Here is a 25575-nt window from a genome sequence, read left to right as displayed (position 1 = left end):
TTCTTCCTTTCTCTCCGCTCATCAACAAGCCGTTCCTCTTCCCCACCGCATCTCCTTACTTGTCCAGAATGCCATACTGTTTCACCCAACCCTGCAAGGTGCTCATCATCTCGTCAACAGAGGCTTCAGTGAAGATAGGTGTTCCCCAACCACGGCGGAGAGCTTGATCGATCTTTTTCCCCTGGATCCAGATATGGCGTATCACCATAAAAGAGGGAAGAGCCGTTCTCTCAGCCTGACTGAGAGGACGCACCTCGCTGTACCCACGCAGGTACGCTTCATAGACACGATTGACATGGTGCGCGCTTGCTCCATCTGTATGCACAGCTGCTTCGAGCGAACGACGAAGAGCCGCCAGTTCGTAGGCACGCCACCCATAACTGACATACTCCCAATCGATGATTGTCAGGTTCCCTTGCTCATCAAACAGAACGTTGTTGCGGTGCAAGTCACCGTGGCAGATTCCATAGCTCGGAGGCGTCAGCGGAAGATCACGTTCATTCACGTTCGCTTTGAGGCGGCTCACCAGATCAGCAAGGAAGCGAGAGAAGACAGGAAACTGTTCCAGAAGAGGAGCCATCCACACGAGCGGCTCATCAAGTAATGCCTCAAGATTCATCTGTCTTCGCTGATAGATCGACCCGTGGTGATCAAGACACTGATGCATCTGAGCGACCGTTGCCCCATACACAGAAGCTTGATCTTCTGTCAACGATGCGCCAGCAGGTGTGCCAGCAATCCATGGGGTAAGCAGCGCATAACGCACACCTTCAAGAACAGGGATGGCCTGGGTATAGGCTCCATCCTTGCGTTGAACAGGAGCCGTAACCGGGATATTCTGCTGCTCAAGGGTTACCTGAATCTGCGCCTGGGCCTCCCATTCCTCGTGCGAACGTGTCGTGGGAGCGGAGATCGATACCACAAACTGGCGCTCCCCTGCTCGTATCACATACAGATCAGTGGCTCTCTGGGCCAGCAGTTCACAGCTCATCGGCGGTTGGAGATCATAATTCACCAGCACCTGTTCGACCAGCGAAGACGTCGCCGGAAACATCGCATCTCTCATCTTTTTTCTCTCTTCTTTCGGCCATCACGCACGCGGGAACAGCAAGAGCACCCAGAGACTCCCGCCCCTACGGCGTTGTAAAGATACTGAATTCCCGCCCGCCTTTGGCCGACACCACACCTTCATTTTGTTCTTTGGCCAGCGCGATCAGTGCGCCGCTGACATCACCGGGCTTCCAGCTGTCGCCCTGTTGGGGTTGTGCGATGCGCGAGAGCAGCGTGGCGGCCGTCCAGCCATCGGGCAGCTTGCCCGTTACCCAGCCCGATTTGGTGGCGTCACTGATCGTGCGGATCGTCTGAAAGAGCACGTCCCAGCGCACATTTTTCCCCGTTTGGGCGGCCAGATCCAGCAGTTTGTGCAGCGTGGCGCTCCCCTTTTTCACGCGGGCAGCGTACTGCGTCTCCCCCTGCTTTGTCTTGAATTCACGGATGCCTCGACGCACGCTGGCCACGTTTCCGCTCTTGGTTTTGCGGCGCTCTGGAAGTATCGCGGGCCTGGTGCCTGGTGCTGTCCCTTGCAGTTGCTGGAGCACCGGCACATATTTGGCCAGCGGTCTTTGCCGCTGGCCCGGACTCGGATGAATCGCCTGTCGAATACTGGAGCCATTGAGCCCCAACGACCGGCCAATTTCGGCGTATGTCCAGCCTCCGGCCAGCAGTCCCGCGATCGCCTCGGCCGCCGGCGTCAGTTCTGCCATCGGATGTTCCCTTCCTTCCTTAGCGATCTTTCCCAGGCTTTCGCTGCATCTGATCGAGCGCCTCGTAGGTATGTGGGGCTTTCACCGGCTGCCGGATCGCCCACTTGAGGCGCAGCGTCCCCCGCCTGGTATTGGCGTTCCAGTCTGCATGTTCCTGCGTGAGCGCGATCGCGTCGGTGCGGATGGCAATGATCGACTCCCGTGGCAACATCAGCGCCGCCTTGATCATGCGCGCGCGGCAGCGCGCCCACACCTGCGCCGCCCATTCGGGGTGATCAAATTGCTGACTGTAGCCCTCCGTCGCCGCCGGCACACTGTACCACACTGTATCAGCGTCGATTTCTCGGCGACTGCTGTAGCCATTGGGAGCAGACTCGTCCATGCCGAGGATATACGTCACGGTGCGGCTCGACCGATTGAAGGTACCAATACCATGCAGCACAATGTTGCGAATACCACCACGTACCAGCTGGTACACACGTGTTTCATCTGGCGTCTCCTGCGCATCGCGTTCGACTTTCTCCCGCAGATTCGCCAGCTTTTCGACCAGGCCGTCCAATGGCTTTTTCTGTGTCGAGGCTTTCTCGGGCTTGAAGACAATGCGCTCCAGGATCGTGATACGCCAGACCGCAAAGCCCTCTTCGATACTCGCGTAGGCGCTCGAGAGCACGTCCAGTTCGGAGCCGTCCACCCACGTCTCATATGTCTGGCCAGCAGACTCTGCTCCGGGGAAACTCCAGGTGTGTCGATCCCTCTGGTTCCCGGTGATAGCATCGCGAGGTGTCATAAACAAGCCCAGATGCTGCCAGTCGGTCGGGATCGTGTAGCGGATACGGTAGCGTGCTGCCACCTTCCCGGCGTATTCGTTGCGGCTGTCATGGATCGCCAGCTCCGTCGGTAATCCCCACGCGAGGGCACTGTACATGAAGATGCCGTCGTAGTAGTACAGGCCAGGCAGACGCTTCAGCTCCGGCAAGGTGCACAGCTCAATCCGGCCCTGCCCCGCGTGGGACCGGATCGTCTCCCGGATCGGGGCCGGCAGTGGCGCAAAGCTGCGCTTCTGGAGGCGATTCAAACGTGTCCACAGCGCCTGGAATGTCAGCGCTGGCGTGGCGTACGCGCTCGCTTCTTCTCCAAAGGTGGCCTGCAGGTACCTGCTCAGCAAGCGGATCGCTTCGTAGGCTTCGGTCGCCGTACACTCGGTCCCGAACCACGAGAACACGTGGCGAATCTCCAGCTCCTGTTCGCTGCCTCGCCGTCGGTAGCGCGCCACCGTTTCCTCTGGACGCTCATCGGAGAGATAGTGCCCGCGCGCACCGGTCGTGTACCGCTGCCGCAGTTCCCTCGCCAGCACCCAGCCCTCATACGAGCCACTGGTATCCGTCGGCAATTCCCCACAGAGCCACAGACGCACCTGGTTCGTATCACCCAACTGCGGTACCGCCGCTAACACCTCCGATAACGAGGCCTGCGCCCCGAAGGTGAAACGCTCACCGGCGTCCGTCATTCCCTCCCCGCGGCGCACATCCATATACGCGATCAATCGCCGTTGGCGACGTGCTGACACACCTGCCTCTGTGGCTCCTGCCGCCTCATCCACTGCATCCTCCACCACCGACACAACCAGATCTGGCTCACGCACTGGATCACCATGACGTGCACGATCCATCGGTGCATCCCCACCTGAGCTTGGTGCAGCTCGTCGATCTCCCTCCGCTGGTGGTTCCTTCGTCACAGCCTCTTGCTGCTTCTGCTCTGGCTCCCGCCGCGCTTCCTGATGCACTGTCGGGCTACCAGCCATCTCATGGGCCTCCTGTGGTGGCACGTCCATTCCCTCTTCCTCCAGCAGACGCTGCTGTGCCGCTTTGGCTGCCTGCTGTTTGCGATACCCTTTCACGCGGGGATGATATTCATGCCCCCGCAGCCACTCCCAGAAATCCGGATGATCCGTCTTGATCAGCCAGGCGTCTCCCGACCGATACGCGCTCCGGCCCAGTACGCCCGCCTTCGCCGCCTGTGTGAGCGTCGTCCGGTGAATCCCATAGGCTGCTCCTACCACCGTCGCCGTCTGCACTGGCTCTCCAAACGTCTTCTTCTCCATCCCTGCTCTCCTCCTTCTGTTCTCCACATGCTACCAGCCATCCCCCCTCAAATACACCATATGAATATTCATAACATCGTACGATGCATATTAACCCAAAAAAAGCTCTCGTCAAGCCTTTCCCTCTTCTTCCACCCTTTTTTCCTTCTGAGGCCGTTCCCCACGATCAACCAGCACTGGCCTTGACTCACCCCCCCTCTTCTCCACACTCATGATAGCTTACTCCACCCACTCTCCGTACGTCGATCCTTGCGGCGCGGTCCAGACCAGGGCTGATCACACGCATCGCTGATCATGTCGAGCATCCCTTTTTGCCTCCACCACATTCCACCATATTCCACTCCCCGTTTCCCCTCAGAAGATATCTCGAGCTATCTTGTATCTCTCACCGACCTTGTGCGCACAATGCAAGCCAGGCAACGACAGACTCGCCCAACGCAAACGCTGATGCTTCACATTTGGGCCCGTTGACTCCCCCGAAGTCTTTTTGTCTCCTTCCCAAAAGGACTGTTCCTTGTATAATGACCTAAATACATTTTTCATTCCTTTATATACCTATAAGTATTTTTTCATGTCAGCATCCGGTAAATACTATTTTTATCATGTACTCTGTTGTATAGTTAGGAGTGGAAAAGCCAGGCTCTTCGCTCTCTCCTCAACATTGAGAAAAAAAGGGAGAATATCATGTCAACACATTCTTTTCGCTCAAAACGAGCAACGATTCGAGGAAGCATCCCCAGCAAAAAGTCCGCACGCCGCATGGTCCCTTATGCTGGCCTCCTTAAAAGGGCCTATATTTATCTCCTCGAACACGACCCATCTGTCCTGTCCTACGAAGCCCAGCCTTTTTCCCTCTCCTATCAGGTTGGAACCCGGATTGCTCAGTACACGCCAGACTTTCGCGTCATCTGGAAACAGGAGCGCCCACGCCTTGTCAGTTGCGCTTATCAGGCCTGCATCAGTGAGCGTTCCTCTCTTGCTCAATGGACAGCAGCGCAACTCTGGTGTGCGCAGCATGAGCACGACTTTGCCCTTGTCACCGAAGAAACACTTCGTCCTCATCACGCTCTGCTTATCAATCTTGAAATGCTGGCTGTCCACTCCTTCTCTCCAGTTCCTCCTCAGACCTATGACTACGTGATCAAAGTCATCTCCTCCATCGACGGGCCTTTTTCTCCGACAGAACTGGTCCAACGTACCCCTCAGCTTCACGCCTTTCAAACAAAATCGCTTATCTGGAATCTTGTCTATCGCGGGGAACTTCTGACCGACCTTACCCAGCCCTTACACTTTCACACCACCGCTCTCATATGGAAAGGAACACAGTCCACTCCCCAGCCATCTCCCCCTGAGCTGCCATGAGAAGAGAAACCAGGTGTACCAGTCGTGCAGAAACACCCATACCTTCCGTTTGCAACAAACGTTTCCCAGAAGCACTTATCGACTGAAAACAAGAAGGAAGAGAAAAAAAATGACACAACCAGTAACATTTGAACCAAACGCTCGCTATGTCCTCCATGGAGTCGGCTATCAAGTTCTCCAGATGCTGGATGATGGAACACAGGTTGTACGTAACCTGACGACGAACGCTCTCATCACCCATCGTGTCACCGAACTCTGGCAAGCCTGGCAAGACAATACGCTGGAATTCGCCCGTGAAGGACCCAACTTGCAACAAAGGGCTGAGACGTCCTTGAAAACGGCTTATACCATTGCCGATCTGGCGGACCTCCCCACGCCATTGCAAGATATTACCTGGCACCGTTACCAATTGATTCATCCTCTCATCCACATGTCATCGCGCCAGCGAACAAAACAGGTGGTTGAAGAACGTATTCAGGCATACCTTTTCTCTCTCGAAGAAGGAAATATCCCGAGGCGAGAGGCTTTTCTGTTGAGCCTAACACCAGCAAAGGACTCTTCAGTGCAACAAGAAGCTTCAGCAGATGCGGTCCCTGCACTCTCCAATAACGACCCACGGCCACTCATCGAGAAGGAACAGCCATCAGGAACACTCTCCCAACCACTCCCTGATCTCACACCTCGTACGGTTGCACGATGGCTTCGTCGTTATGGGGAAAGCCATGGAGATATCCGCAGCCTGGTTCCCTCCTACCATCAACGCGGTCCCCAACACCACCGTCTCACTCCAGTGAGTGAAAAACTCTTGCAACAAGCAATCAAGCAAACCTACCTGACCACTGTTCGAGCACCAATAACGCATGTGATCACCGCCTTTGAAGCACTGCTGCTCGCCGAAAATGCCAAACGTTCTCCAGAAGCACAGTTATCATCTCCTGGAAGAATGACGATATACCGCTATATCAATCAGCTCGACGGAAAAGAGATTGATCGGGCACGAAACGGCCCCAGAAAGGCTGCGCGTGATCACCATCAGTCATCCCAGGGTCCGCGTCCAAAACGCCCGAACCAACGTGCAGAATTTGATTTCGCACAGCTTGACATCCTGGTGGTTGACGCAGACGATCGCCTCCCTATCGGACGGCCAACCCTGGCTGCTATCCGTGACAAAGCCACCGGATACATCAGCGGAATCTTTATCAGCTTCGAGCCGCCATCCTACCGGCTGGTCATGGACTGTATGCTCTATGCCTTCCTTCCCAAAACGCATGTGAAAGAGTTTTTTCAGACCCAGAACGAGTACCTGGCCTTTGGCATCCCAGAAGTCTTCGTCGTGGATAATGCGATCGAGCTTCATCGGGACCTTGAATTGGCCTGCTTGCAATTGGGCATCGAACTGCAACACCTGCCAGTCCGAAAACCCTGGTTCAAAGGCAGTATCGAACGCTGGTTCCGCACACTCAATACCGATTTGATCCATGTAACCCCTGGGACCACCTTTTCCAATTGCCTTGAGCGTGGGGAATACCAATCAGAGAAACATGCCTGCATCACTCTCGATCGGCTCTGGGAATTGCTTCACCTGTGGATTGTTGATGTCTATACGCAAGAACCACACAGTGGCATCGGACCCCATCGACCAGGCAAAGGCATACCAGCCAGACTTTGGCAGCAAGCGCTCGAAGATCAGTTTGTTCCGCGCCTCCCTCCAAGCCGCACGGACTTATTGGTACTTATCAGCAGAAACACAACTCGTACCATCCATCAGTATGGCATTGAATTTGAACATCTTCGGTATCAAGACCATCAACTCGCTGCCCTGCGCAGCAAACTTGCCAAAGCCAAAAAGTATCGCTCTACCCATACCGTCAGTGACCAGCAGGAAGCAGATGCCTTGCAGTCCAATCGGCTTTTCATCAAATATCATCCGGGAGATCTCTCTCGCATTTGGGTGCTTGATCCGTTCTCCAATCGCTATCTCGAAGTTGCTGCCGTTGACCAGCACTACACCGAGAATCTCTCGTTATGGAAACACCGAGTCATTAAACGCTATGCGCAAGAGGAGTTGAAGAGCAATGTCGATCATGAGGCACTCGTTCTTGCCAAGGCACGCATCCAACAGATTATCACGGAGGAAATGCGATTAACGCGAAAAATTCGTTCGCGTCACAGTATGGCACGGTGGTGGAATGACCAGGTCACAACGTGGATGACCGCTTCAAACGCGACAGACTCAGTCTCTCCTGGGTCACGTCCCTACCCACCAGTTCCACCAGAAACACACGTTGACCAGAACAAAAACAATCAGCATGAACCTCTGGAAGTGCCCCCTCCTCCGGTCTCCAATGCCATCCAACGCCTCGGAGGTACATCCAGTGGAGCAGATCTTTCAGAACCTCTCCCAGCATTGGATGCACAGGTCAAGCTCCTCTCAGATCCACCATCGAGCCACGACGCCACGCCCTTCGCCTCTTTCCCTCCCCTTCCCAAAAAGGAGGACGTCCCACCGACACCCCAACGGAGAAAGGCACGGAAAACACAACCACAAACGGATCCATCGACCTCAGAGCAGGCTGGCAGATCCTCTTCTCCCCGACACCCCACCGAGCACAACCCTCCTTCCACTTCCCACCAGCACTCTCCTGGAACACCAACCGGTGTCCCTTTCCTAGACATGTCGTCCCCGCTCACTGAACGGCAAAAAGCCTTCGGCATCGCGGTCCGTTCGTGGCAACAGTAACATCCTTAGAGGAGAAAAACGCTCTATGTCATCATCTTCATCGTCCTGCAGACAGTTCAGCGACGCTGAACGCTACGCCATCATTGATCGTATTCTCATCATGTATCAAGGCTTTCAGGACCTCTTAGACGAACTTGACTTCTGCAATCTCTATACCCAAAGCAGTTCCACCCACAATCCTCCTTGCCTCGCCATCCTTGGTGCCACAGGAGCAGGAAAAACGAAGCTGATTGAGGAATGGCTCACCCGTCACAACAACACCCGTACAGAACTGCCTTCTGGCAGTCGTATTCCGTATCTCTATGTCTCTGTTCCAGCACAAGCAAGCATTAAAGGTACCGCCACAGCCTTCCTCACCAAGCTCGGAGACCCCAATCCTGGCCGTGGAACCCAATGGAATATGGTCACGCGCCTCCACATGCTCCTCAAAAGCTGCCGAGTTCGTATGATCTTCGTCGATGAATTCCAACACGCCGTCAATAAAGACACCCAACTGGTGCTGCACGCCGTCACCGATTTTCTCAAAGATATCATCAATCAAAGTGCCATCCCCATGATTCTTGTCGGACAAACAGGAGAAGCAGAACCAATCCTCCTGGCCAACCCCCAGCTCAGCAGAAGAGTGGGTTCCCCCAGATATTTGCATCCCTTTCCTTGGGACCGCAAGCACCCGCACACCATTACCGAATTTTGTACCATTCTGGAAAGTATTGACCTGGAGCTTCCGTTGGATCGTTCAGGGCTGGAAAACGAAGACATGGCCTACCGCATTCATTACGCCTCCGACGGCTACATCGGTTGGGTCATTCCACTTCTTCGCCAGGCAGCCCGCCTCGCCATCAAAGACCACTGTCCAACGCTCAACCGGATCTTACTCCAACACGCGTTTGATCAAGCTATCGCCGGAAGTGTTCTCGGTATCAACAAAAAAAATCCCTTTGCATTCGAACACTTTATCGAATAAGCGCCAACCACCTTCGTCATCCTTTGCACGTCTGGAGCATCCTCGCATGGAAATCAGTGGTACTCTGATGCTCCAGACCCCCACAACGCTGCTCAGGCAAGCACGGATACCACTCATCCATCCTGAAAGAGGCAGTCTGAGAAGAGCACCAGAGGCTGACAGATTCCCAGCGAGAGAAACGCCCTCGCCTTTCGTCCGCAGAACGAACACCGCAGAAAGAACGATCCATATGAATCAAAGCATGCAACACATAACACCTCTTCCCAAGCGTGTTCAGCCACATCAATGGGAGGATTTGGGGTCCTTTCTGGTCAGAACGGCCAAAGCAATGGGCTACGAAACTCCTCAGTGGTTACTCCAGCCAGAAACGTCCTCCTACCGCATCCTGAGCCGCAAACTCGCCACTCTTTCCCTCCAGGCAGATTACGATTTCTTGTCTCAGCTCTTACTCGTCCCAGAAACACGTCTCTATCAAATGACGATCCACCGCTTTTCTCCTCTCCTTGAGAGCTATAGTGATGCGCAACAACGAACTTCCATGCAGCGCCGACAGCAACAACACCTCAGCACCCCCTATCCATGGAGGCGCGTTCATCGTCAGCTGTTCTATAGAGATCTTGGTGGCTTTTTTCTCTCGAACTCATCCACTATTCGCATTTGTCCGCTGTGTGCACAGGCGCCAGACGCCTATGACCGCATCTATTGGAGAATTCGACCACTTTTGACCTGTCCCATCCACCAGGTGCTCTTACAAACTTCCTGCCCTCGTTGCTTGCAGCCATGGCCCTCCCTCCGTTTCTCTGGAGCACGGTGTCCTGCTTGCCTCCAACCGATCCACCAAGACCCACAAGACATCCAAACGCAGAACCACCCGGCATTCTTCTTTCTCCTTCAAGGGGATTCGTTGCTCTTACAGATGTTCGGCTATGAGCAGGGTCCAAGCGATCGCATCGCTGTTTCGCGTGCCCAGGATCTCCGCGCCTTCTTACCCGCTGAGGAATTCCTTCGCCTCTTTCACGTCTATTGCACGAAAATATCTTCTTTCAGTAAAGAAGCTCTCTCCACCTTCCTTCCCTCTTCTTTTTCTGCATTGGTAACCCTTCTGGAAAACACCACGGGCTCCCGGCGCAAGCGAAACCTTGCTCTCCAGAGCGCTATTACCCACTGGCTCTTCCTCGGGGGAGAGGCCCATTACTTCGCGTTCCTTGATACCCTGAACTTCCTCCAACGAGAGGCTCACCCCGTCGCCCTCTTTCGTACCATCCCCTGGGGCGCTTTTGCCTCGTATACGCCAACCTTCCGCCTCCTCAACCACCTCCATCAGCGGTACCGTTCTCTTTATCAAGCCCAGGGGGTCAAGGCTCTGGAAGAGCGTGTATGGCAACGCACACACGCGTTTGAAGGGGAGAAAGCGCCAGCAGACACCGCGGGAAGCGGCACTCGCCTCTCGACCACCACGTGAGGAAGGGAATCGGTTGCACAACCGGTCCTGAGACGAGAAACGAGCGCTTCCTGCCTCATGGCCCCTCACCCCATCCATTGTTCCATTCTCCCGTACAACGAGAGGAATGGCGACAGGATGTATGAGAACTCTTTCAAAAGAAGGACTCCAAGTAGGATACCAGTATTCATGTCTTTCTTTCCACAATACGTGTCCTTCATGGAAAAAATATCCTTCCCTCACTTCATCGCACGTCTGATAACGCTGGTTTTACTAGCACGATGTCTTCACGCACAAAATACGGCCAAGGACAGGCATGGTGGGAAAAACGTCAGCGAAAGACAGGAATAGTGCGCGAGAAAGACATGCATTCGGGGATTTCCTTGCAGATTTGAGCTCAGACACAGACACGATTTTTGGTATCCTACAATACGCGGCCAACCAGCGCCAGTTCGCCTTCGTTGCACAGAGGTCACCCCATCCTCAAGAGCCTCGCACTCCCACAACCAGATGCAAAGATTTCGTCCAACCGAATTGGTGCTCAAACCGCTCCACGCCTTGCAATTTGGGGTGTGATCGAGAGGAGTAACCTCCTCTCGATCCCCCTCTCTCATTCCCCTTCTCTCCAGCCCTCTCCTCTTCTCTCCCGCGTCATCTTCCACAACGCGCTTCCTCTCCACCAGTCACATCGCATCACCACCAGACGTGCTCTTCATGTGTAACGTACCTGGTACAATAGACGGTGAAAGAAGAGAGGTACGGAAACATGGCAAGCAAGCGGAAAACGTATACGCCGGAATTTAAATTTAAAGTCGTCATGGAAAGCTTTCAGCGCGAGACCACCCTGGAAGAAGTGTGCCGAAAGTTTGGCCTGGCCAGCTCGGTGATCAGCCGATGGCGTCAAGAATTTCAACAAAAAGGGCCAGAGATTTTTGCCGATCAACGCGATCCCAAAACACGGAACCAGTCACAGGGCCATGCACCAGGAGAATCTCCTGAAGAATTGAAGCAGCTCATTGGTGACCTCACCGTGCAAAATGATCTGCTAAAAAAATCCCGCGGGCTACTGGGCAATTAAGCGCACATGAGAAAGTGGAACTTGGGCGAACCCTCTGCGCTTCTGGTGGTCCGATCAACAAAACACAACTCGCCCGTGCTCTTGGTATCGCTCGCAGTAGTCTGTATCTGCAGCTTAAGCGACCGCAGATGGATAAGCAGCTCGTCGTCGCAATTGAGGGTTGGCAGGAACTCGATGACACACTGGGGCATCGCAAACTAGCGAAGCTCATCAACACCGGAAAGAATCGCGTCAAACGAGTGATGCACAAATATGGCATCGCCGCTCGACGCAAAAAGAAGAAGTATGTCTATCCTGGCAAGGCGACGCAGACGGCTCCAAATCTAGTCCGAGACATGAGCGAGGAGGACACGCACCAGGTGATTTTTTCCGACATTTTTGAAGTGCATCTCGCGGATCAATCACGCGTACGAGGCTGTTTTGCCCTGGAGAAACAGACGCGCCAAATCTTCGGGTTAGCTTTTGATTATCATATGCGCGCCGATCTGGTGACCAGCGTCATTGAGACCATGACCTTTCCTACGGCTGACGCCATTTGGCATAGCGATCAAGGCAAACAATATGGAGCACAATGTACTCGAGATCTGTTGTTGCAAAAAGGATTCCTGCAATCGATGAGTCGTGCCGGCACGCCCACGGATAATGGCTATGCCGAGCGTTTTGTGGGCACCTTCAAGCTCGCAGTAGCTGACCGCCGTTCGTATCACAGCCTGGGCCACTTTCTCGGGGCGGCAGAGGCATGGATCAATTTTTACAATACGTTACGTCCCCATGAGGGCGTCGGCAATTGTTCACCCCTGCGCTATGCGCAAGATCATCAGTTGCATGGTGCTCCCTTGATTTCCTTATGAGAACGTCTTTTTTACTGGGTACTTTACAATACAACATGAAGAAAGAGGTAAAAGAATACAAAAACACTTGTCGGCCAGCGACAGTATGTGTGGGCGAGACGAGGTCTAGAGCGAGCATTCTCTCAGATCAACGACACTTTTTGTGGGAATGAAGCACTCTTTGGCGGGGATTACAGACACATTTGATGATATCCTACAACTGACCAAGTCCTGGGCAGCAGAGTTTGGTCCCAATGGCGTCAATGTAAACGCCATTGCCCCTGGTCCAATATATACTCCGGGGACAGCAGGCGATGAAGAACTTCTGGCGCAATTGGTAAGTATCGCTCCTGCGAGAAGAATAGGTCAGGCAACAGAACTGGTTGGCGCCGCCGTCTTCCTTGCCAGCGATGAAGCAAGTTATGTGCATGGCATAACCCTTCCAGTTGAAGGTGGCAGCACTGCCACCTCAACGAGAAAGGAAGAGATGAGAGAAGGTTTGCCTGAAACTAGAAGGAGGAGTCTGACATGATCATTATTACCGGAACATTTCACATCAAGTCAGAGCGCTGGGAAGAGGCTGTGAACATCATCAAAGAACTGGTCGCGAAATCACGAGCAGATGAAGGATGCATCCGCTATACCTTTTCCGAACCCTTGGACGAGCAGTATAGCTTCTTCGTCTTTGAGGTGTGGGCAAGCCCTGAGGTCTTGGAAAAACATAAGCAGACTCCGCACCTGCGCACATTCTTCGCATTTCTCCAGCAAGCGACATCACGTCCTTTCACGTTGGAGAGATATGAGGCCAAGGAAATCAGGGAATAGGGAAGAGGAGAATTCTGAGAGAGAGTTCTCATCCGAGCCTTGAGATGGCTCAAGGTTTCCGGACATCGTTGTATCGCTACTTTGTTGACTGGAGATTTTACCTATTTGAAGCCTATCAAATAGTAACGATTGGCGCTCAAATTGTCCAGATATATGTTTGAAATCAGGCGTGACTTCCCTTGTCAACAAAGTAGCGGTAGAAACATCCTAGAAAGGAACAACCACGCATATGTGTACCTTCCAGAGCGAGCACGCGGTGTTGATCTGTCCTGTGGCGATTGATCGGGTGCGCGCCCGTCTGCACGAGGCATTTGGGGCACTCGTTCAATGCACGACCATAGAGGAACAGGGGACCCTGATTCAGATCCCATCCAGCGTTGATCCCACGCAGTTTCAAGCTGTGACGCGCGAAGCCATTGCTGCCGTGCAGGATGCGTCTCCCCATCCAACGGGAGCCTGAACGGTTCCTCATCTGGGGGAGACAAGAATGGTAGCCACACAAGGCATCCGGATCACAGTTGCCTGGAGGAGCGACGCGAAACCATGGGCCGACATCGCGCATGGTGCTCATCCTCTCATGGCCATCGTCATAGCGATCATTTCGAGAAACATCCAACACATTATGCCACTCATGAGCACATGGGCAAGATTTGCCCCCAATTGCAACCGGTCCACCGACGCTGCTTGAAGATCTCTCAAGGTCTCTCGACCATAGAAAAGGGTGAGAAAAGCGAACGAGGCGAATAAGAGGCAAGTGACGTAGGTTACGGGCTGCGTCATGCTCAACACCATACTACTCATCAGTAGAAACATGTAACACATACTCCCATGCATGAATACATGAATGGCATCAGACCGTACCTCGGATTGGAATAAAACATGTACTGCATCCTTTTTTAGTAGGAGAGGTAATAGAGGCTTGCGCACGAACAAGCGGAAGGTCCACCACAGAGCGGCAGCCGCAAACAGGAGAATATTCCAGTGAAGGAGGTCAGCTGAAAGCCAAGCAGCCGGTACAAGCATGAAGATCATGCCGATGGCCATCATCCCATGTCCTATTTCGTTCTCTGCATCAAAGTGCTTCACCCACCGACAACCATTCACAAGCCGCAAGAAGTAGAACACAGCGATGAGAGTACAGAGAAACGAAAAAAGTGCGTGGAGAGCGCTCATACCAGTCATGGTGATGGTTTTCCTTTCGAGATCGACTCCCAACAGTCGACAAGTACCTGCTGCGGAGGACTTGACCGTTGTCTGCTGAAGAAGCCAGATGAAGAGACCTCTTGACTACAAACACAACTCTAAACAACAGCAAGCAAACGGTGAATTTCGACTGAGGAAGCACTACTCTATAAAGGGCACACAAAAAGCGTACCTGATTTTAAGGAGAAATACAATCTTGTGAACCATATACTGGTTCTCCCGTTTCCTCGCTAATCCAGTGAAATGATGGGTTTTTATCAAATATAGAAATGGTTTGCAAACCATAGCGATGCTTTTGCAGGGGGGTGCTCATAACAAGCATCAGCGAGGAAGCAGGAGAACCTACATGTTGGGTACATCACAATTCGTCATTGTAAGCGAATACAAAGGAGAGGAAAACGTCAGGCCCGCGCCAATAAGCATCATTGCATATCGCAGAAGAAGAGGTACGCTCGTTTTCTTCTGAGCGAAAGAGCGTGCCGCTCATCATTGCTCGCATGAACAAGGGAACATGCCAGATCCGGATGTTGCCATTAGGGAGATTTCAACGGTTGTCACCATCGACAAAAATAGGGAGAAGATGTATGCTCTGAAAAGAGATTGTATAGACAGCAATAGTGCTTGCTCAAATAGAGTACGTTCCATAAGCCGTAGACAACTTTCACGGTACGTGCAGGAAAGGAAGAGCATTCATGAGGGTTGTATCACTCCAGCGTTTACGCCTCCTGAGCGCAACGATCCTTAGCCTGGGATTGTTCTTCGCCTTTGCCGGTACTGCTCTGGCCCAACCGCTCCATGCGAAGGTGATAAGCTCAGATCCCGCGATCAATTCGGTGATCGCACAGGCCCCAACAACTATTACAGTCACGACAGCTGAAAATATGAAGCCTGGTCCCGCAAACAGTAATGTGCAGGTCTATGGTCCGGATGGCGCATTGGTCAATAATGGCGACGCGAAGGTGAGTCTGAACAATCCGACGAAGATGTCCGTCACGATTAAACCTGAAAAGACGAATGGCACCTATGTGGTGCGTTGGACGACAGTCTCCGCCGAGGATGGCGATCCAGATCAGGGCGCGTTTGTCTTTAGCGTTGGTAGCACTTCCACCGGAGCTTCGACACAGACTCAGCCAACGCCAGCGCCCAAACCCACCGCTCCAACATCCACAACCGCCAGTGCCAGCAGTACGCCGCTCTGGATCTCGATCGTGACAGGCATAGTCGCATTAGTGGTAGGACTGGGAGCCGGCATGGGCATAACACGCATGCGCAAACCACACGTTCCATAATCGAACCAACAGGAACGCCAATCAGGTAGAGCTAAGCTGTCAGACAAAACGACTCTAACGACGCACTGGAGCGGACTCGATCATGCAATTGGCCAAAACCAATTGCATGATCGAGTCCGCTCTTTCTGGCTCATCATAATTTTAACTTATTATTATACCTTACTCTATGCAGTATATTCAAAACAATACATTTATCTTATAAGCATCGTTCATATACTATCTTAGGATATTATCTTTAGACATGTTTTACCACGTTTTGAAAGGCAGAAATCATGGCACATACAACTCATGACGAGCATGCACATAGACATAGTGAGCATTGCGGACACATAGCCATTGAACATAATGGACATCTTGATTACCTGCACGATGGGCACCTGCACTCCCCCCATGAGGGACACTACGATGAGCATGTGCTTGAGGTAAACGCACATAATCCGGCTACGTGTGCTCCGGTGGAATGTGCATGCGGTCACCAGGATTGTGGTCATGAGCGCATACCTCATGATAATCACATTGACTATCTCTATAAAGGCACACTCCATCATGTCCATGGCGATCATTGCGATAACCATGGCTCTGTCAAGGTGAAGCAGCAGTAAGAAAAAGCGCGGCTGACTCCTTCGAAGGAGTCAGCCGCGCTTTTTCTTATGTTGTCTCTTGTTATCCCCTGTGAGTACGGCATTGTTCGCACAACCCAAACAGAGAGAGTGCATGCCCTTCAATCTCAAAATTGGTCTGCGCTCCAATACGAGCAATCTGGTCTGCAGGCAAACAAAAATCGAACTCAACTACACGATGGCAAGAAGAACAGGTGAGATGATGGTGATGATGATCGCCACACACTCGATAGCGATGAGTACCATCAGCAAAATCGATACGATCCAGGAGACCTTTCGCCACCAATTTATCGACCGCACGAAAGACTGTTGCTCTACCAATACATGATCCATTCTCCCTACGTCTCATGATGTCAGTCGCCTCTCCTATTTTCTAATAACAATCACACATTAAATACATCAAAAATGCCTTGTTTTTTCGCTCTTTTCCTGGCACACTTACTATGCGTAATTGATACAAAATATCAATTATTGAGGGCAACAGAGAACACGTTTTCGTAGTGCATCACGTTATCACCGGTATAAACGTTCCTCCTGCACGAGAAGAACGGTTTTATGCGAAAGGCCAAATGCATGTCTTTAACTGTCTCTCCCACATTGCTAGAACAAGCACAAGCCAATACCATCAAACAGCGTGATTTCCTCGCTTGTATTGAAAGCTCTCTGCCCTATGCCTGGCAGCTTTTGAGGATCTTGCACACAAGCTCAATCAGAGCGGGGTCCCTTTTGTCGACAATCAAACGCCCCCGCCCAGTGAGCAGGCACGTGGTCAATTATTGCGCGTCCTGGCCAGTGATGCTATGCGTCATGCGCTTGAGGAACACTTCGGGGTAAAACTAGCGTTTCAAAACTGCCATCGTGTCGCCTTCTTCCATAAAGATCGCCTTGATGACACGTACACCGAATTTATTTCACCTCGTAGCCAGGATTCTCAATCAAAGTCCAGAGCTCGTTGACTGTTAAGTATCTGGATAGAAGATGCAGACAGTGAGCCGCTAATCTCCTCCCACCGATAAAAAGAGTCATGCATGGACACCTTTTGTAAGTGTCCATGCATCATCTATGAAGATCGAAATCCCGTTATTCCCCAACCTCATCTTCCTTTTTCCGGGCAATTCCATTTTGTTGTTGAGCTCTATATAGCGCTAACCCCAAAGAGTCGCTCAGGTTTACGTGTTGGCGAACTGGTGGCGATACTGCTGGACAGCCGTGGTGAGCGAAAAATCAGGGTCAACCTGAGTACTCACATCTTCGCCCATGGAGACGTTCAGCCAGGAGGAGGCATTCTTGCGATGAAACGCCACCGCCTGCTGATAAAAGCGCACCCAGTTTTGTTCACAGCTCATCACCCGTTGCTGCATGGCTGCCAGGGCAGAGACATTGTGCGCTTCCAATTGCGTGATTGGCTGCATGCGTCCCTTTTCCAGCGCCCGAATGTAGTCAGAGCGCGAGAACGTGGCCAGCAAATCATCTTCAATCTGGTCCTGGAGGAAGTGCAGATCATCCTCGTGCTCAATCTTGTTCCCAACCACCGTCAGGGCGACATCATAGTCACGCGTATAGCCCTTGTATTGGTGATACACGCCCACAGATTTCCTGGTCGGTTCAACAACCAGGAAGGTCAGGTCAAAGCGGGTAAACAATCCCGACGCAAACGAATCGGCGCCGGCGGTCATATCCACAATGACATACTCGTCCGGGCCATCAATACAATGATTGAGGAGAAGCTCAACCGCCCCAACTTTGGAGTGATAACATTTGAGCCCCAGGTCGTCTTCGCTCAATGGACCCGTTGCCAGCAGGGTTACCCCGTGCACATCACGAGCAAAGTGTATCAGGAGCGGATTGTTTTCGCGTGGGTGCCACAGACGCGACCCGTGTCCTGGCGGCGTGGTTTTCGCCATCAATGCGGTTGAACGAATATGAGGATTACTCCCCCGCAAATAGTCCTTGATGCGCTCTAGGTTCAGTCCCAGTGGGGGCACCTGGGCTGCCTCCGCTTCAGACATACCGAGAGCCTCGCCTAACTGCTGATTAATATCGGCATCAAAGGCAACCACCGGCAACGCATGAGCAGCAAGATAGCGACTAAAGAGGGCCGACAGCGTTGTTTTCCCACTGCCACCCTTTCCCACAAAGGCAACTTTCATGCCGTCTTTTCCATCCATTCTTCGTGATGATACAGTGTATCAAATGATAATTGTAGTATGCCATATGACAGGAGGTCACACAAGGGACTTTTAGACCGTATTAGAAGAACGGATACTTTATTGTATTTTGCGTCTATAATGAATCGGTGCAACAAAGGCGACAGTGAAACCGCCCACCACAGCGGTATAACAGCCAAAGGCGAGTAGGCTAATACAAACGCTCATGGGATAGCCTGTATAAAAACCAAGCGTAATCCCTACCCAGGTCAGCAGGATGGCGATGCCGATCGCGAGCGCCATCGCGGCAAAGGGAGAACTGGTTAGCCGATGCGCGGTGGCCGCGGGCAACAGGATCAGGGCGAACACGAGCAAGGCTCCGACAGCCATGGTGGCTTCACTAACCGTGATGGCCAGCACGACAGCAAAGAGCAGTCCCAGCAGGCGCACCGGCACGCGACACGCGGCCGCGACCACAGGATCAAGGGAGGTAAAGAGCAGGGGACGTGCGATCACGATCAGGACCAACAACGTTGGCGCGCCGATGGAGATCAACGTCAACAGCTGTTCCTCGGAGATGCCGAGCATATTTCCAAAGAGCACCTGGGCGGCCGAGAAGCCGGTCCCGGTACCACTCACCTGCGTGGTGAACTCACTTAAGAACAGTGCACCCAGGCCAAGCACCCAGGCCAGGATCGTGCCAGTCGCCACGTCCCGGCCCTGCACACGTTCTCCCAGGCCTCCCATCGCCAGAGCAACGGCGACGGTCATGAAGAGCAACATCAGCAGCGGATTGATGGCCAACACCGCTCCAGCCAATGCTCCGGTAAAAGCTACATCCGACAATGCTTCGCTGGCAAAGGCCTGGTGGCGCAAGACCACAAAATAGCCGACAAAGCCAGCCAGCAGGCTGATCACCGTCCCGGCGAGAAAGGCAGTGCGCATGAAATCATAGCCCAGCATTATCTGGAGATCGTGCCAGAGATTGGGCGAAAACGGTGGCAAGGTTGCCGCCAGGACACTATGCATTGCCTGCTCCTTTCATCTGCGATGAGAGACGCACCTGGTCCCGCTTGTATGTTCGCTTGCGCCAGATCAGTTTGCCACCACTGGCGAGCAGATAGGTCCCAAAGGCACAGGACGTAATACAAAAGCTGACCGGATAGGGCGTAAAGAAACCAATGGCCAGGCCAATCCAGGTAAACACGATGGCCAGCAGCGCGGAGAGCAGCACCGCCACGCCCGGCCGGGAGGTAAGTGTCTGGGCAATCGCCGCCGGCGTCACGAGGAGCGCGAAGATGAGCAAGGCACCGACCACCTGAACAGCGATCGCCACCACCAGCGCCAGCAGCACCAGGTAGCCCAGTGAGATCAGCCGCACCGGCACGCCCTGGGCCGCCGCTACCGTCGGATCAAGCGAGAGAAAGAAGAGGGGTCGCGCGATCCAAAAGAGGACGATGAACAGAGCCAGGGTCGACCAGATGACCACCTGGACATCACTATCACCGATCCCCAGAATATTGCCAAAGAGCACATTGTAAATGTTTGAGGCATATTCGGAGGTAGAAAGAAACACAAACAGAAAGCCTAGCGCGAGCGCAGCGGTAAAGACCGCGCCAATCGCCACATCGCTCTTGTGCCCAGCGTGCGCTGTTGGGTGCAACACTTGAATCCCGAGCGCTGCCAGCACACCGGCCACAAACAGGCCCACTATCGCCGGGATGCCGAGCAGGGCCGCGCCGGTCGCGCCCGCGAACCCGACATTGGCCAGGCTGTGTCCGGCAAAACTCTGCCCGCGCAGGACCATAAAGTAGCCAATCACACCGGCCGACAGGGCCACCAGTGTCCCAGCAAGGTACGCATTGTGCATAAAGTGGTAATGAAACACCTGCGCAATGAGGCCTGAGATATCGCCCCACATTGCAGCAAGCGACAGCACGATCTCACCCATGATGACCTTCTTCCATCTCCTGCTGTCCAACCACCACAATGCGTCCATCGCTGGCATGTAGGACTTCAACTGGCGTGCCATAGAGGCGTGACAGTGTCTCAGTTGTAATCACCTCAGCCGGCGTGCCCACCGCGACCTGACCATGCACCACATAGATCACACGATCCACCGCCGCGAGCAGGGGATTGATATCGTGGGTCACGAGCAGGACGCTCGTGTGCATTTCCCGACTGATGCGTCGTATCACCGTCGCCACCGCCTGCTGATGGCGCAGATCCAGGTTATCCAGTGGCTCATCCAGCGCGAGGATGCGCGGTTGGGTCACCAGTGCCTGAGCAATCAGCAGTCGCTGCTGCTCTCCTCCCGAGAGCTCGCCAATGGGTCGATCGGCATAGGCGGTCGCACCAACGAGATCAATAGCCTGTTGCACGCGCAGCGCGGCGGCGCGCGCCTGGGCACGGGCCACAAACGGCAGCGGCAAGCCCCATCTCCCTCCATCCAGCCCGAGGCGGACAACACTGCGACCCCGCACATGCACATCGGCATCAAAATGCCGCCGCTGTGGCACGTAGCCAATGGCCGCGTTCCCGCGCCGGGCGGGTTGCCCGAAGACGGTAATGCTCCCCTGTGAAAGAGGAACCAGCCCGAGGATCGCCTTGAGCAATGTCGATTTCCCGGCCCCGTTGGGCCCGAGAATGGCGATGAACTCTCCGGCTTGAATCGAAAGGCGCACATCACGCCAGATGGTATGGGCACCTAAACTGACCGCAGCCTCACGCACTTCGATCAGCGGAGCAGGATCAACTGACGAGGATACCTGTGGGGCCTGTGGCAAAAAATTCGTCATACCACACTCTTTTCTCTGGCTGAAGCAACCGGGCTCACCCGGTTGCGGCTTTGCTTCTCAACGTTCATTTCTTCCCTGTCGCTGTGGCCAGCGCGCTCTGGATACCTTTCAACTGGCTGGATTGCCAATCCTGGAACGACGCGTTCGCCGGCGTCAGGGTCTCCGTGATCGTGGGAACCGGAATCGCAGCCGTCTTCGCCAGGTTCAACACCTTTTGGATATTATTCGGCGTATTCTGTGAGTTATACACGAAAATGGTAATCTGCCGCGTCTTGATCTGCTGCTCAACGGTCGCTTCATCGGCGGCCGAGATATCGGTTCCTTCAGAGACCGCCTTCAGATACGAGTCGGGAGTGATTAGCTTCAAACCAAGCGCAGGTGCCAGGTAGGAGAAAATACTTTCGCTCGCGCCAACCGGCGTGCCCGCGTATTTTGCTTTGATGTCCGCGATCAGGCCATGATATTCTTGCAAACCGGTCGTCAGGAACGCTTGCTCCGATTGACCAAAAGCCGTAGCATCGGCGGCATCGAGGGCCACAAAATCATCATGCAGCTTATGAGCCACAGCGGTAACATCATCGGGGTTATACCACATATGCGGATTATCCCCCTCGTGCTTGCCGTTCAACGCACCAACGTTCAAGACCTTGCGTCCACTGGACGGGTTCGACTGCAATAATTTCTCCGCCCAGGGATCATATCCGGCACCATTCAGAATAAAATAGTGCGCGTCGGCCGCGGTCCGCGCATTGGCTGCCGTCGGCTCATAAGCATGGGGATCAGCATTGGGATCGGTAATAATACTGGTGACATGGACATGCTCACCACCAATCTGGGCGGCAATACTGCCCCAGAAGTCTTCAGCGGCCACCACCTCGATCACGTTTCCTTTGGTAGATGCAGAACTGGAAGAGGATGGAGAGCCGGTGGCATTGGTGCCACAGGACGCCAGAGCCAGCAGAAGAAAAAAGCTACTGGCGAGAAGAGTCAATACATGCTGCGTACGTGTGCGAAACACAGAAACCTCCCTGAAAAGAGAAAAATAACAGAGCAATGCAGCTCGCTCCTTATTGAGATTATGTATCCATAGCTGAGTGTACAGCACAGATATTTATATGTCAATGATACTATGTATCATTATTTACGTCTCCGCTGTTCGCTGGATGTGTATTGCCTCACGAAACTTCTCCCTCTTGTCTTCCTGGCCCTTTCCTCAATCTGGTCGAATGGAGGCAAAAATAGGGCATCGCTGTAGATTGAGATAGGTATATATCCCTAGAGCACGCGCTTCGGCGCCCTATGCTATCGCTCTCGCAGGCCGATCGCATGCAGGGGAAAGCTCAGCATCGAGCGCCACGGTCAATAGGGTACCAAAAATAGGGATCAATCCTCATGACAGAATGAAGGAATTCAGCTAATCTCTTCCTGAAGAGAAATAGTAAGCTACAAGATGTGGCGTGAGAGATGTACATCCTCTATTTTCTACAAGAAAGTTCTGAACATGAAGCGATCTGTTTTTCTCAGTAGTGTAGCCCTCATCGCAGCCCTTTTTCTGGTAGTGGTCGTGGCGCATCCAGCATTCGCCCACGAGAAACGCCATGTCGGCAAATATACCTTTGTGGTTGGGTTTTTGAATGAGCCAGCATACGCCCAACAATCGAACAGCCTGGACCTGACCGTCTGTCTGGGTAATGCCTGCACCTATAAGGTGCAAGATGGTTCACGGATCGTCGCGAATCCAGTCAACAATCTGGAACAGAGCCTGAAGGTGGAGGTCAGCACAGGTGCCCATGCGCCCATCCCCCTGACCGTTTCGCCCAGGTATGCCAATCCGGGCAAATACAATGCTTATTTTGAACCCACAACGACTGGCAATTATACCTTTCACATCTATGGCACCGTCAATAGCGACAAGGTCGATGAGAAATTCACCAGCAGCCCGAATGGCTTTTCAGCTGTTGCAGCTATCAACGCCTATCCAGCAACGACACAAAACGCGGAGCCAGCCAATACGGATGCGCTGAAGAATCAAGTCACGTCTGCGCAGAACGCCGCCAGCCAGGCTCTGACGATCGGTGGCATTGGCGCGGTACTGGGAGTACTGGGCATCATTGTCGCCGGCGTAGCCCTGCTGCGTCGCACAACAGTGAAAACGGGAGAGGCTCAACAGGAGCCGGTTGAGAGGTTGCAAGGCTAACATTGGTGCTCCCATCAGCGTAACAAGTGCTGATGGGAGCAGCGAAAGGACGTACGATGTTTTTCCTGCGCCACGGCTCAGCGTTGCGACGATCAGGCACGGTCGTGTTACTGACGATGCTCCTCCTTGTCTGCGCCAGCATAGCGGCATCACCGAAAGCGTTCGCCAGTCCCACACTGGCATGGCATGCTCAGTATGACCATAGCAATCCGGCAGCAAACGCACATCTCCCCGCTGGTCAATCCCCGACGTTCGTCCAGGTCTGGTTTACAGAAACGATTGATCCGCACTTTAGTACGCTGAAGGTCTATAACCCGGCTCGGCAGCGCGTCGATCTTGATGATAGCCGTACCTCAAGCGATGGCTATACGCTGCGCATTTCACTCCGTCCCCACTTGCCAGACGCTACCTATACCGTCGTCTATAGCAATATATCAAGCGAAGATGGGCATCATGTCCAGGGGGCCTTCAGTTTTGTGGTCGGGACTGGTCCTCTCGTAGCCAACACAGACGCCTTACTCGCACAAGAACAGGGTGGAGAAAATAATTTGAACGCCTGGAGCGTTGGGCTGCGCTGGCTGAATTACCTTGGCATGGCCCTGCTGCTGGGAACGGTTGCGTTCGTGCTGCTCGTCTGGCGTCCGGCCTCTACCTCTCTACGCGACCACAGCGACGCAGCGATCGGTAAAACGGATGTACAGATAGAGTTCCGTGCCTTGCGGCTGATATGTGGCAGTATCGCCGTGCTGTTCGCGCTGACGCTGGCCTTCGGGATCTATCAGGCGGCGTTCGCGAGCGAGAGTGCCCCCTGGAACATCATCAGCAATGGAGCCCTGGGGAATGTGCTGTTCCAGAGCCGCTTTGGCATCATCTGGTGGCTGCGCCTGGCGCTCATCCTGCCGGCAGGTGGCACGGCATTGCTGTGCTGGCGCGCCCTGTTCCGGCATGCCAGACGACCCCGGCGCCTCTATAGCCTGCTCCTGATACTCAGTATCGCCATGATGGGGACCACCTCGCTCGATGCGCACGCGGCCGCGCAGGCAGATGCCTGGCTCCTGCTGCCTTTCGATCTCATTCACCTGGTCAGCACCGGTTTCTGGATTGGCGGCGTATGCTGTTTTGTCGTCCTCGTCCCGGCCGGTTTACGCCTGTTAGCGCCTGAAAAAACCGCGCGCTCACGCCTGCTGGCGGCGCTCCTGCCGCGCTTCTCACGGATCGCCATACTCTGCGTGACCCTCCTCGTCATAACGGGAACCATTCAGGCATCGTTCATGCTAGGCTCATGGGCCAATCTGGTGGAGAGCGGTTATGGGCGCACGCTCATCGTCAAACTTGTGCTATTCGCGCTCATTCTCGTCCCGGGAGCCTTGCACCTGCTCCGCATCGGTCCACGCATGCAGGCAGCGAATGCATCCACACCCACTCACGATCAGGTCGATGCGCAACAGGAAGGAACCGAGGCAGCGACAACGCGCCGTTTACAGCGCATCTTCAAAGCGTCGATCACGCTAGAAGCCACGCTGGCTGTGTGTTTACTCCTCATTGTTGGCGTGCTAACCAGTATGAGTCCCCCACCGCCCGTAACCGCAACCGGAACCGGGAATACGGATAGCCGCGCACCATTAACCTATCAGGGAAAGATGGCAGATCTTCGGTATAGCCTTGTTGTGAATCCGGGACAGGTCGGGGAAAACACCTTTGAAATGGCGCTCAAGCAGAGCAATGGAGCACCGCTCACGCACGTTGATGCGGTGAGCATACGCCTCACCATGCTCGATATGGATATGGGGACTCAGGAACTCAATCTCACCCCAATCGCAGGTCAACCAGGACAGTATCAAGGAGAAGATGCCACATTAGGCATGTCGGGGCATTGGAATATGGTCATTCTCGTATCTCGGCCAGGATTCAATGATGCGACCAGCAGCATCGACTTTTCGCTTCCCTAAGCGGCACTCTCATTCTCAATGATCCTCTCATCCCGCTCACATCGATGAGCCGCAAGCATGACTGGACGTCTAGCCAGAGGAGGCGCGCCTGGCCGTCGGGATGCGCCTCGGCCTCTATCGGGAGCCGCTAGTTACAGAGAGAAATCCGATCGGCCATATGCTGCACAAGTAATGAGCACATTGTCCACGAAGCATCATGCACACTCACTTCATAGCATGGCTGCCGGATCAAAGCATAATGAAACAAATGCATGTCACATCGACACGC

General features: G+C 53.7%; 23 protein-coding genes and 1 pseudogene. 14 read left to right on the top strand and 10 right to left on the bottom strand.

Annotation, left to right across the window (positions count from 1 at the left end):
- Window positions 1–55 precede the first annotated feature (55 nt).
- From AABA21_RS14065 to AABA21_RS14055, 3 genes are all read right to left on the bottom strand, one after another.
- Window positions 56–1066, bottom strand: a complete 1011-nt coding sequence (locus tag AABA21_RS14065; RefSeq protein WP_338250968.1) for a phosphotransferase — start codon at window positions 1064–1066, stop codon at window positions 56–58.
- A 67-nt stretch (window positions 1067–1133) separates the two neighbouring features.
- Entirely contained in the window at window positions 1134–1763 is a 630-nt protein-coding gene (locus tag AABA21_RS14060) for a hypothetical protein (protein WP_338250966.1), read from the bottom strand.
- Window positions 1764–1782: 19 nt separating this feature from the next.
- Entirely contained in the window at window positions 1783–3864 is a 2082-nt protein-coding gene (locus AABA21_RS14055) for a hypothetical protein (RefSeq protein WP_338250965.1), read from the bottom strand.
- Window positions 3865–4548: 684 nt separating this feature from the next.
- Here AABA21_RS14055 and AABA21_RS14050 point away from each other — a divergent pair.
- The 9 genes from AABA21_RS14050 to AABA21_RS14010 all read left to right on the top strand — a co-directional run bounded on the left by AABA21_RS14050 (window position 4549) and on the right by AABA21_RS14010 (window position 13564).
- The gene (locus AABA21_RS14050; RefSeq protein WP_338250963.1) at window positions 4549–5226 is read left to right on the top strand and encodes a TnsA endonuclease N-terminal domain-containing protein; all 678 of its coding nucleotides are present in this window, start codon (window positions 4549–4551) and stop codon (window positions 5224–5226) included.
- A gap of 109 nt (window positions 5227–5335) precedes the next feature.
- Window positions 5336–7966 (top strand): Mu transposase C-terminal domain-containing protein, encoded by a 2631-nt coding sequence (locus AABA21_RS14045; RefSeq protein ID WP_338250961.1) that lies wholly within the window; start codon window positions 5336–5338, stop codon window positions 7964–7966.
- Window positions 7967–7991: 25 nt separating this feature from the next.
- The gene (locus AABA21_RS14040) at window positions 7992–8930 is read left to right on the top strand and encodes a TniB family NTP-binding protein (protein ID WP_338250959.1); all 939 of its coding nucleotides are present in this window, start codon (window positions 7992–7994) and stop codon (window positions 8928–8930) included.
- Window positions 8931–9159: 229 nt separating this feature from the next.
- On the top strand, window positions 9160–10392 hold the full coding sequence (locus tag AABA21_RS14035) for a TniQ family protein (RefSeq protein WP_338250957.1): 1233 nt from the start codon (window positions 9160–9162) through the stop codon (window positions 10390–10392).
- Between the two features lie 745 nt (window positions 10393–11137).
- Entirely contained in the window at window positions 11138–11449 is a 312-nt protein-coding gene (locus AABA21_RS14030) for a transposase (protein WP_338247664.1), read from the top strand.
- 14 nt (window positions 11450–11463) lie between these two features.
- Window positions 11464–12300, top strand: coding sequence for an IS3 family transposase (locus AABA21_RS14025; RefSeq protein ID WP_338247663.1), 837 nt, complete (start codon window positions 11464–11466; stop codon window positions 12298–12300).
- 160 nt (window positions 12301–12460) lie between these two features.
- A complete protein-coding gene (locus AABA21_RS14020; RefSeq protein ID WP_338250955.1) occupies window positions 12461–12811 on the top strand; it encodes an SDR family NAD(P)-dependent oxidoreductase in 351 nt (116 codons plus the stop codon).
- Window positions 12808–13104, top strand: a complete 297-nt coding sequence (locus tag AABA21_RS14015) for a putative quinol monooxygenase (protein ID WP_338250953.1) — start codon at window positions 12808–12810, stop codon at window positions 13102–13104. Before AABA21_RS14020 ends, AABA21_RS14015 begins: the two co-directional genes overlap by 4 nt.
- Window positions 13105–13333: 229 nt before the next feature.
- The gene (locus tag AABA21_RS14010) at window positions 13334–13564 is read left to right on the top strand and encodes a hypothetical protein (RefSeq protein ID WP_338250951.1); all 231 of its coding nucleotides are present in this window, start codon (window positions 13334–13336) and stop codon (window positions 13562–13564) included.
- Between the two features lie 107 nt (window positions 13565–13671).
- On the opposite strand, the gene AABA21_RS14005 is transcribed toward AABA21_RS14010, so the two are convergent.
- A complete protein-coding gene (locus AABA21_RS14005) occupies window positions 13672–14286 on the bottom strand; it encodes a DUF5134 domain-containing protein (RefSeq protein WP_338250948.1) in 615 nt (204 codons plus the stop codon).
- A 713-nt stretch (window positions 14287–14999) separates the two neighbouring features.
- On the opposite strand from AABA21_RS14005, the gene AABA21_RS14000 reads away from it, so the two are divergent.
- On the top strand, window positions 15000–15596 hold the full coding sequence (locus tag AABA21_RS14000; RefSeq protein WP_338250947.1) for a copper resistance CopC family protein: 597 nt from the start codon (window positions 15000–15002) through the stop codon (window positions 15594–15596).
- A 272-nt stretch (window positions 15597–15868) separates the two neighbouring features.
- Window positions 15869–16198: a hypothetical protein gene (locus AABA21_RS13995; protein ID WP_338250945.1), complete on the top strand. Its 330-nt coding sequence runs from the start codon at window positions 15869–15871 to the stop codon at window positions 16196–16198.
- A 61-nt stretch (window positions 16199–16259) separates the two neighbouring features.
- On the opposite strand, the gene AABA21_RS39415 is transcribed toward AABA21_RS13995, so the two are convergent.
- Window positions 16260–16565, bottom strand: a complete 306-nt coding sequence (locus tag AABA21_RS39415; RefSeq protein ID WP_420917117.1) for a Fur family transcriptional regulator — start codon at window positions 16563–16565, stop codon at window positions 16260–16262.
- A 224-nt stretch (window positions 16566–16789) separates the two neighbouring features.
- On the opposite strand from AABA21_RS39415, the pseudogene AABA21_RS13985 reads away from it, so the two are divergent.
- Window positions 16790–17179: pseudogene (locus AABA21_RS13985) on the top strand (SCO5389 family protein).
- Window positions 17180–17385: 206 nt separating this feature from the next.
- Here the strand turns inward: AABA21_RS13985 and AABA21_RS13980 are convergent.
- The 5 genes from AABA21_RS13980 to AABA21_RS13960 form a co-directional block, all read right to left on the bottom strand.
- Complete coding sequence (locus AABA21_RS13980) at window positions 17386–18366, bottom strand: ATP-binding protein (protein WP_338250940.1); 981 nt, start codon at window positions 18364–18366, stop codon at window positions 17386–17388.
- A 117-nt stretch (window positions 18367–18483) separates the two neighbouring features.
- Window positions 18484–19392 carry a metal ABC transporter permease gene (locus AABA21_RS13975; RefSeq protein ID WP_338250939.1) on the bottom strand — a complete coding sequence of 303 codons (909 nt, stop codon included), beginning with the start codon at window positions 19390–19392 and terminating at the stop codon, window positions 18484–18486.
- Window positions 19385–20314, bottom strand: coding sequence for a metal ABC transporter permease (locus AABA21_RS13970; RefSeq protein ID WP_338250937.1), 930 nt, complete (start codon window positions 20312–20314; stop codon window positions 19385–19387). Before AABA21_RS13970 ends, AABA21_RS13975 begins: the two co-directional genes overlap by 8 nt.
- On the bottom strand, window positions 20307–21161 hold the full coding sequence (locus AABA21_RS13965; protein ID WP_338250935.1) for a metal ABC transporter ATP-binding protein: 855 nt from the start codon (window positions 21159–21161) through the stop codon (window positions 20307–20309). The genes AABA21_RS13970 and AABA21_RS13965 overlap by 8 nt, the downstream gene beginning before the upstream one ends.
- A gap of 64 nt (window positions 21162–21225) precedes the next feature.
- Window positions 21226–22179 (bottom strand): metal ABC transporter solute-binding protein, Zn/Mn family, encoded by a 954-nt coding sequence (locus tag AABA21_RS13960; RefSeq protein WP_338250933.1) that lies wholly within the window; start codon window positions 22177–22179, stop codon window positions 21226–21228.
- Window positions 22180–22662: 483 nt separating this feature from the next.
- On the opposite strand from AABA21_RS13960, the gene AABA21_RS13955 reads away from it, so the two are divergent.
- Both AABA21_RS13955 and AABA21_RS13950 read left to right on the top strand, forming a co-directional pair.
- The gene (locus AABA21_RS13955; protein ID WP_338250931.1) at window positions 22663–23358 is read left to right on the top strand and encodes a hypothetical protein; all 696 of its coding nucleotides are present in this window, start codon (window positions 22663–22665) and stop codon (window positions 23356–23358) included.
- Between the two features lie 32 nt (window positions 23359–23390).
- Window positions 23391–25307 (top strand): copper resistance CopC/CopD family protein, encoded by a 1917-nt coding sequence (locus AABA21_RS13950; protein ID WP_338250929.1) that lies wholly within the window; start codon window positions 23391–23393, stop codon window positions 25305–25307.
- Window positions 25308–25575: the final 268 nt, after the last annotated feature.

The sequence above is a fragment of the Dictyobacter halimunensis genome (assembly GCF_036245075.1).
Note: the sequence above shows the minus strand (reverse complement) of the source record. Positions and strands in the feature narration are given on the sequence as shown.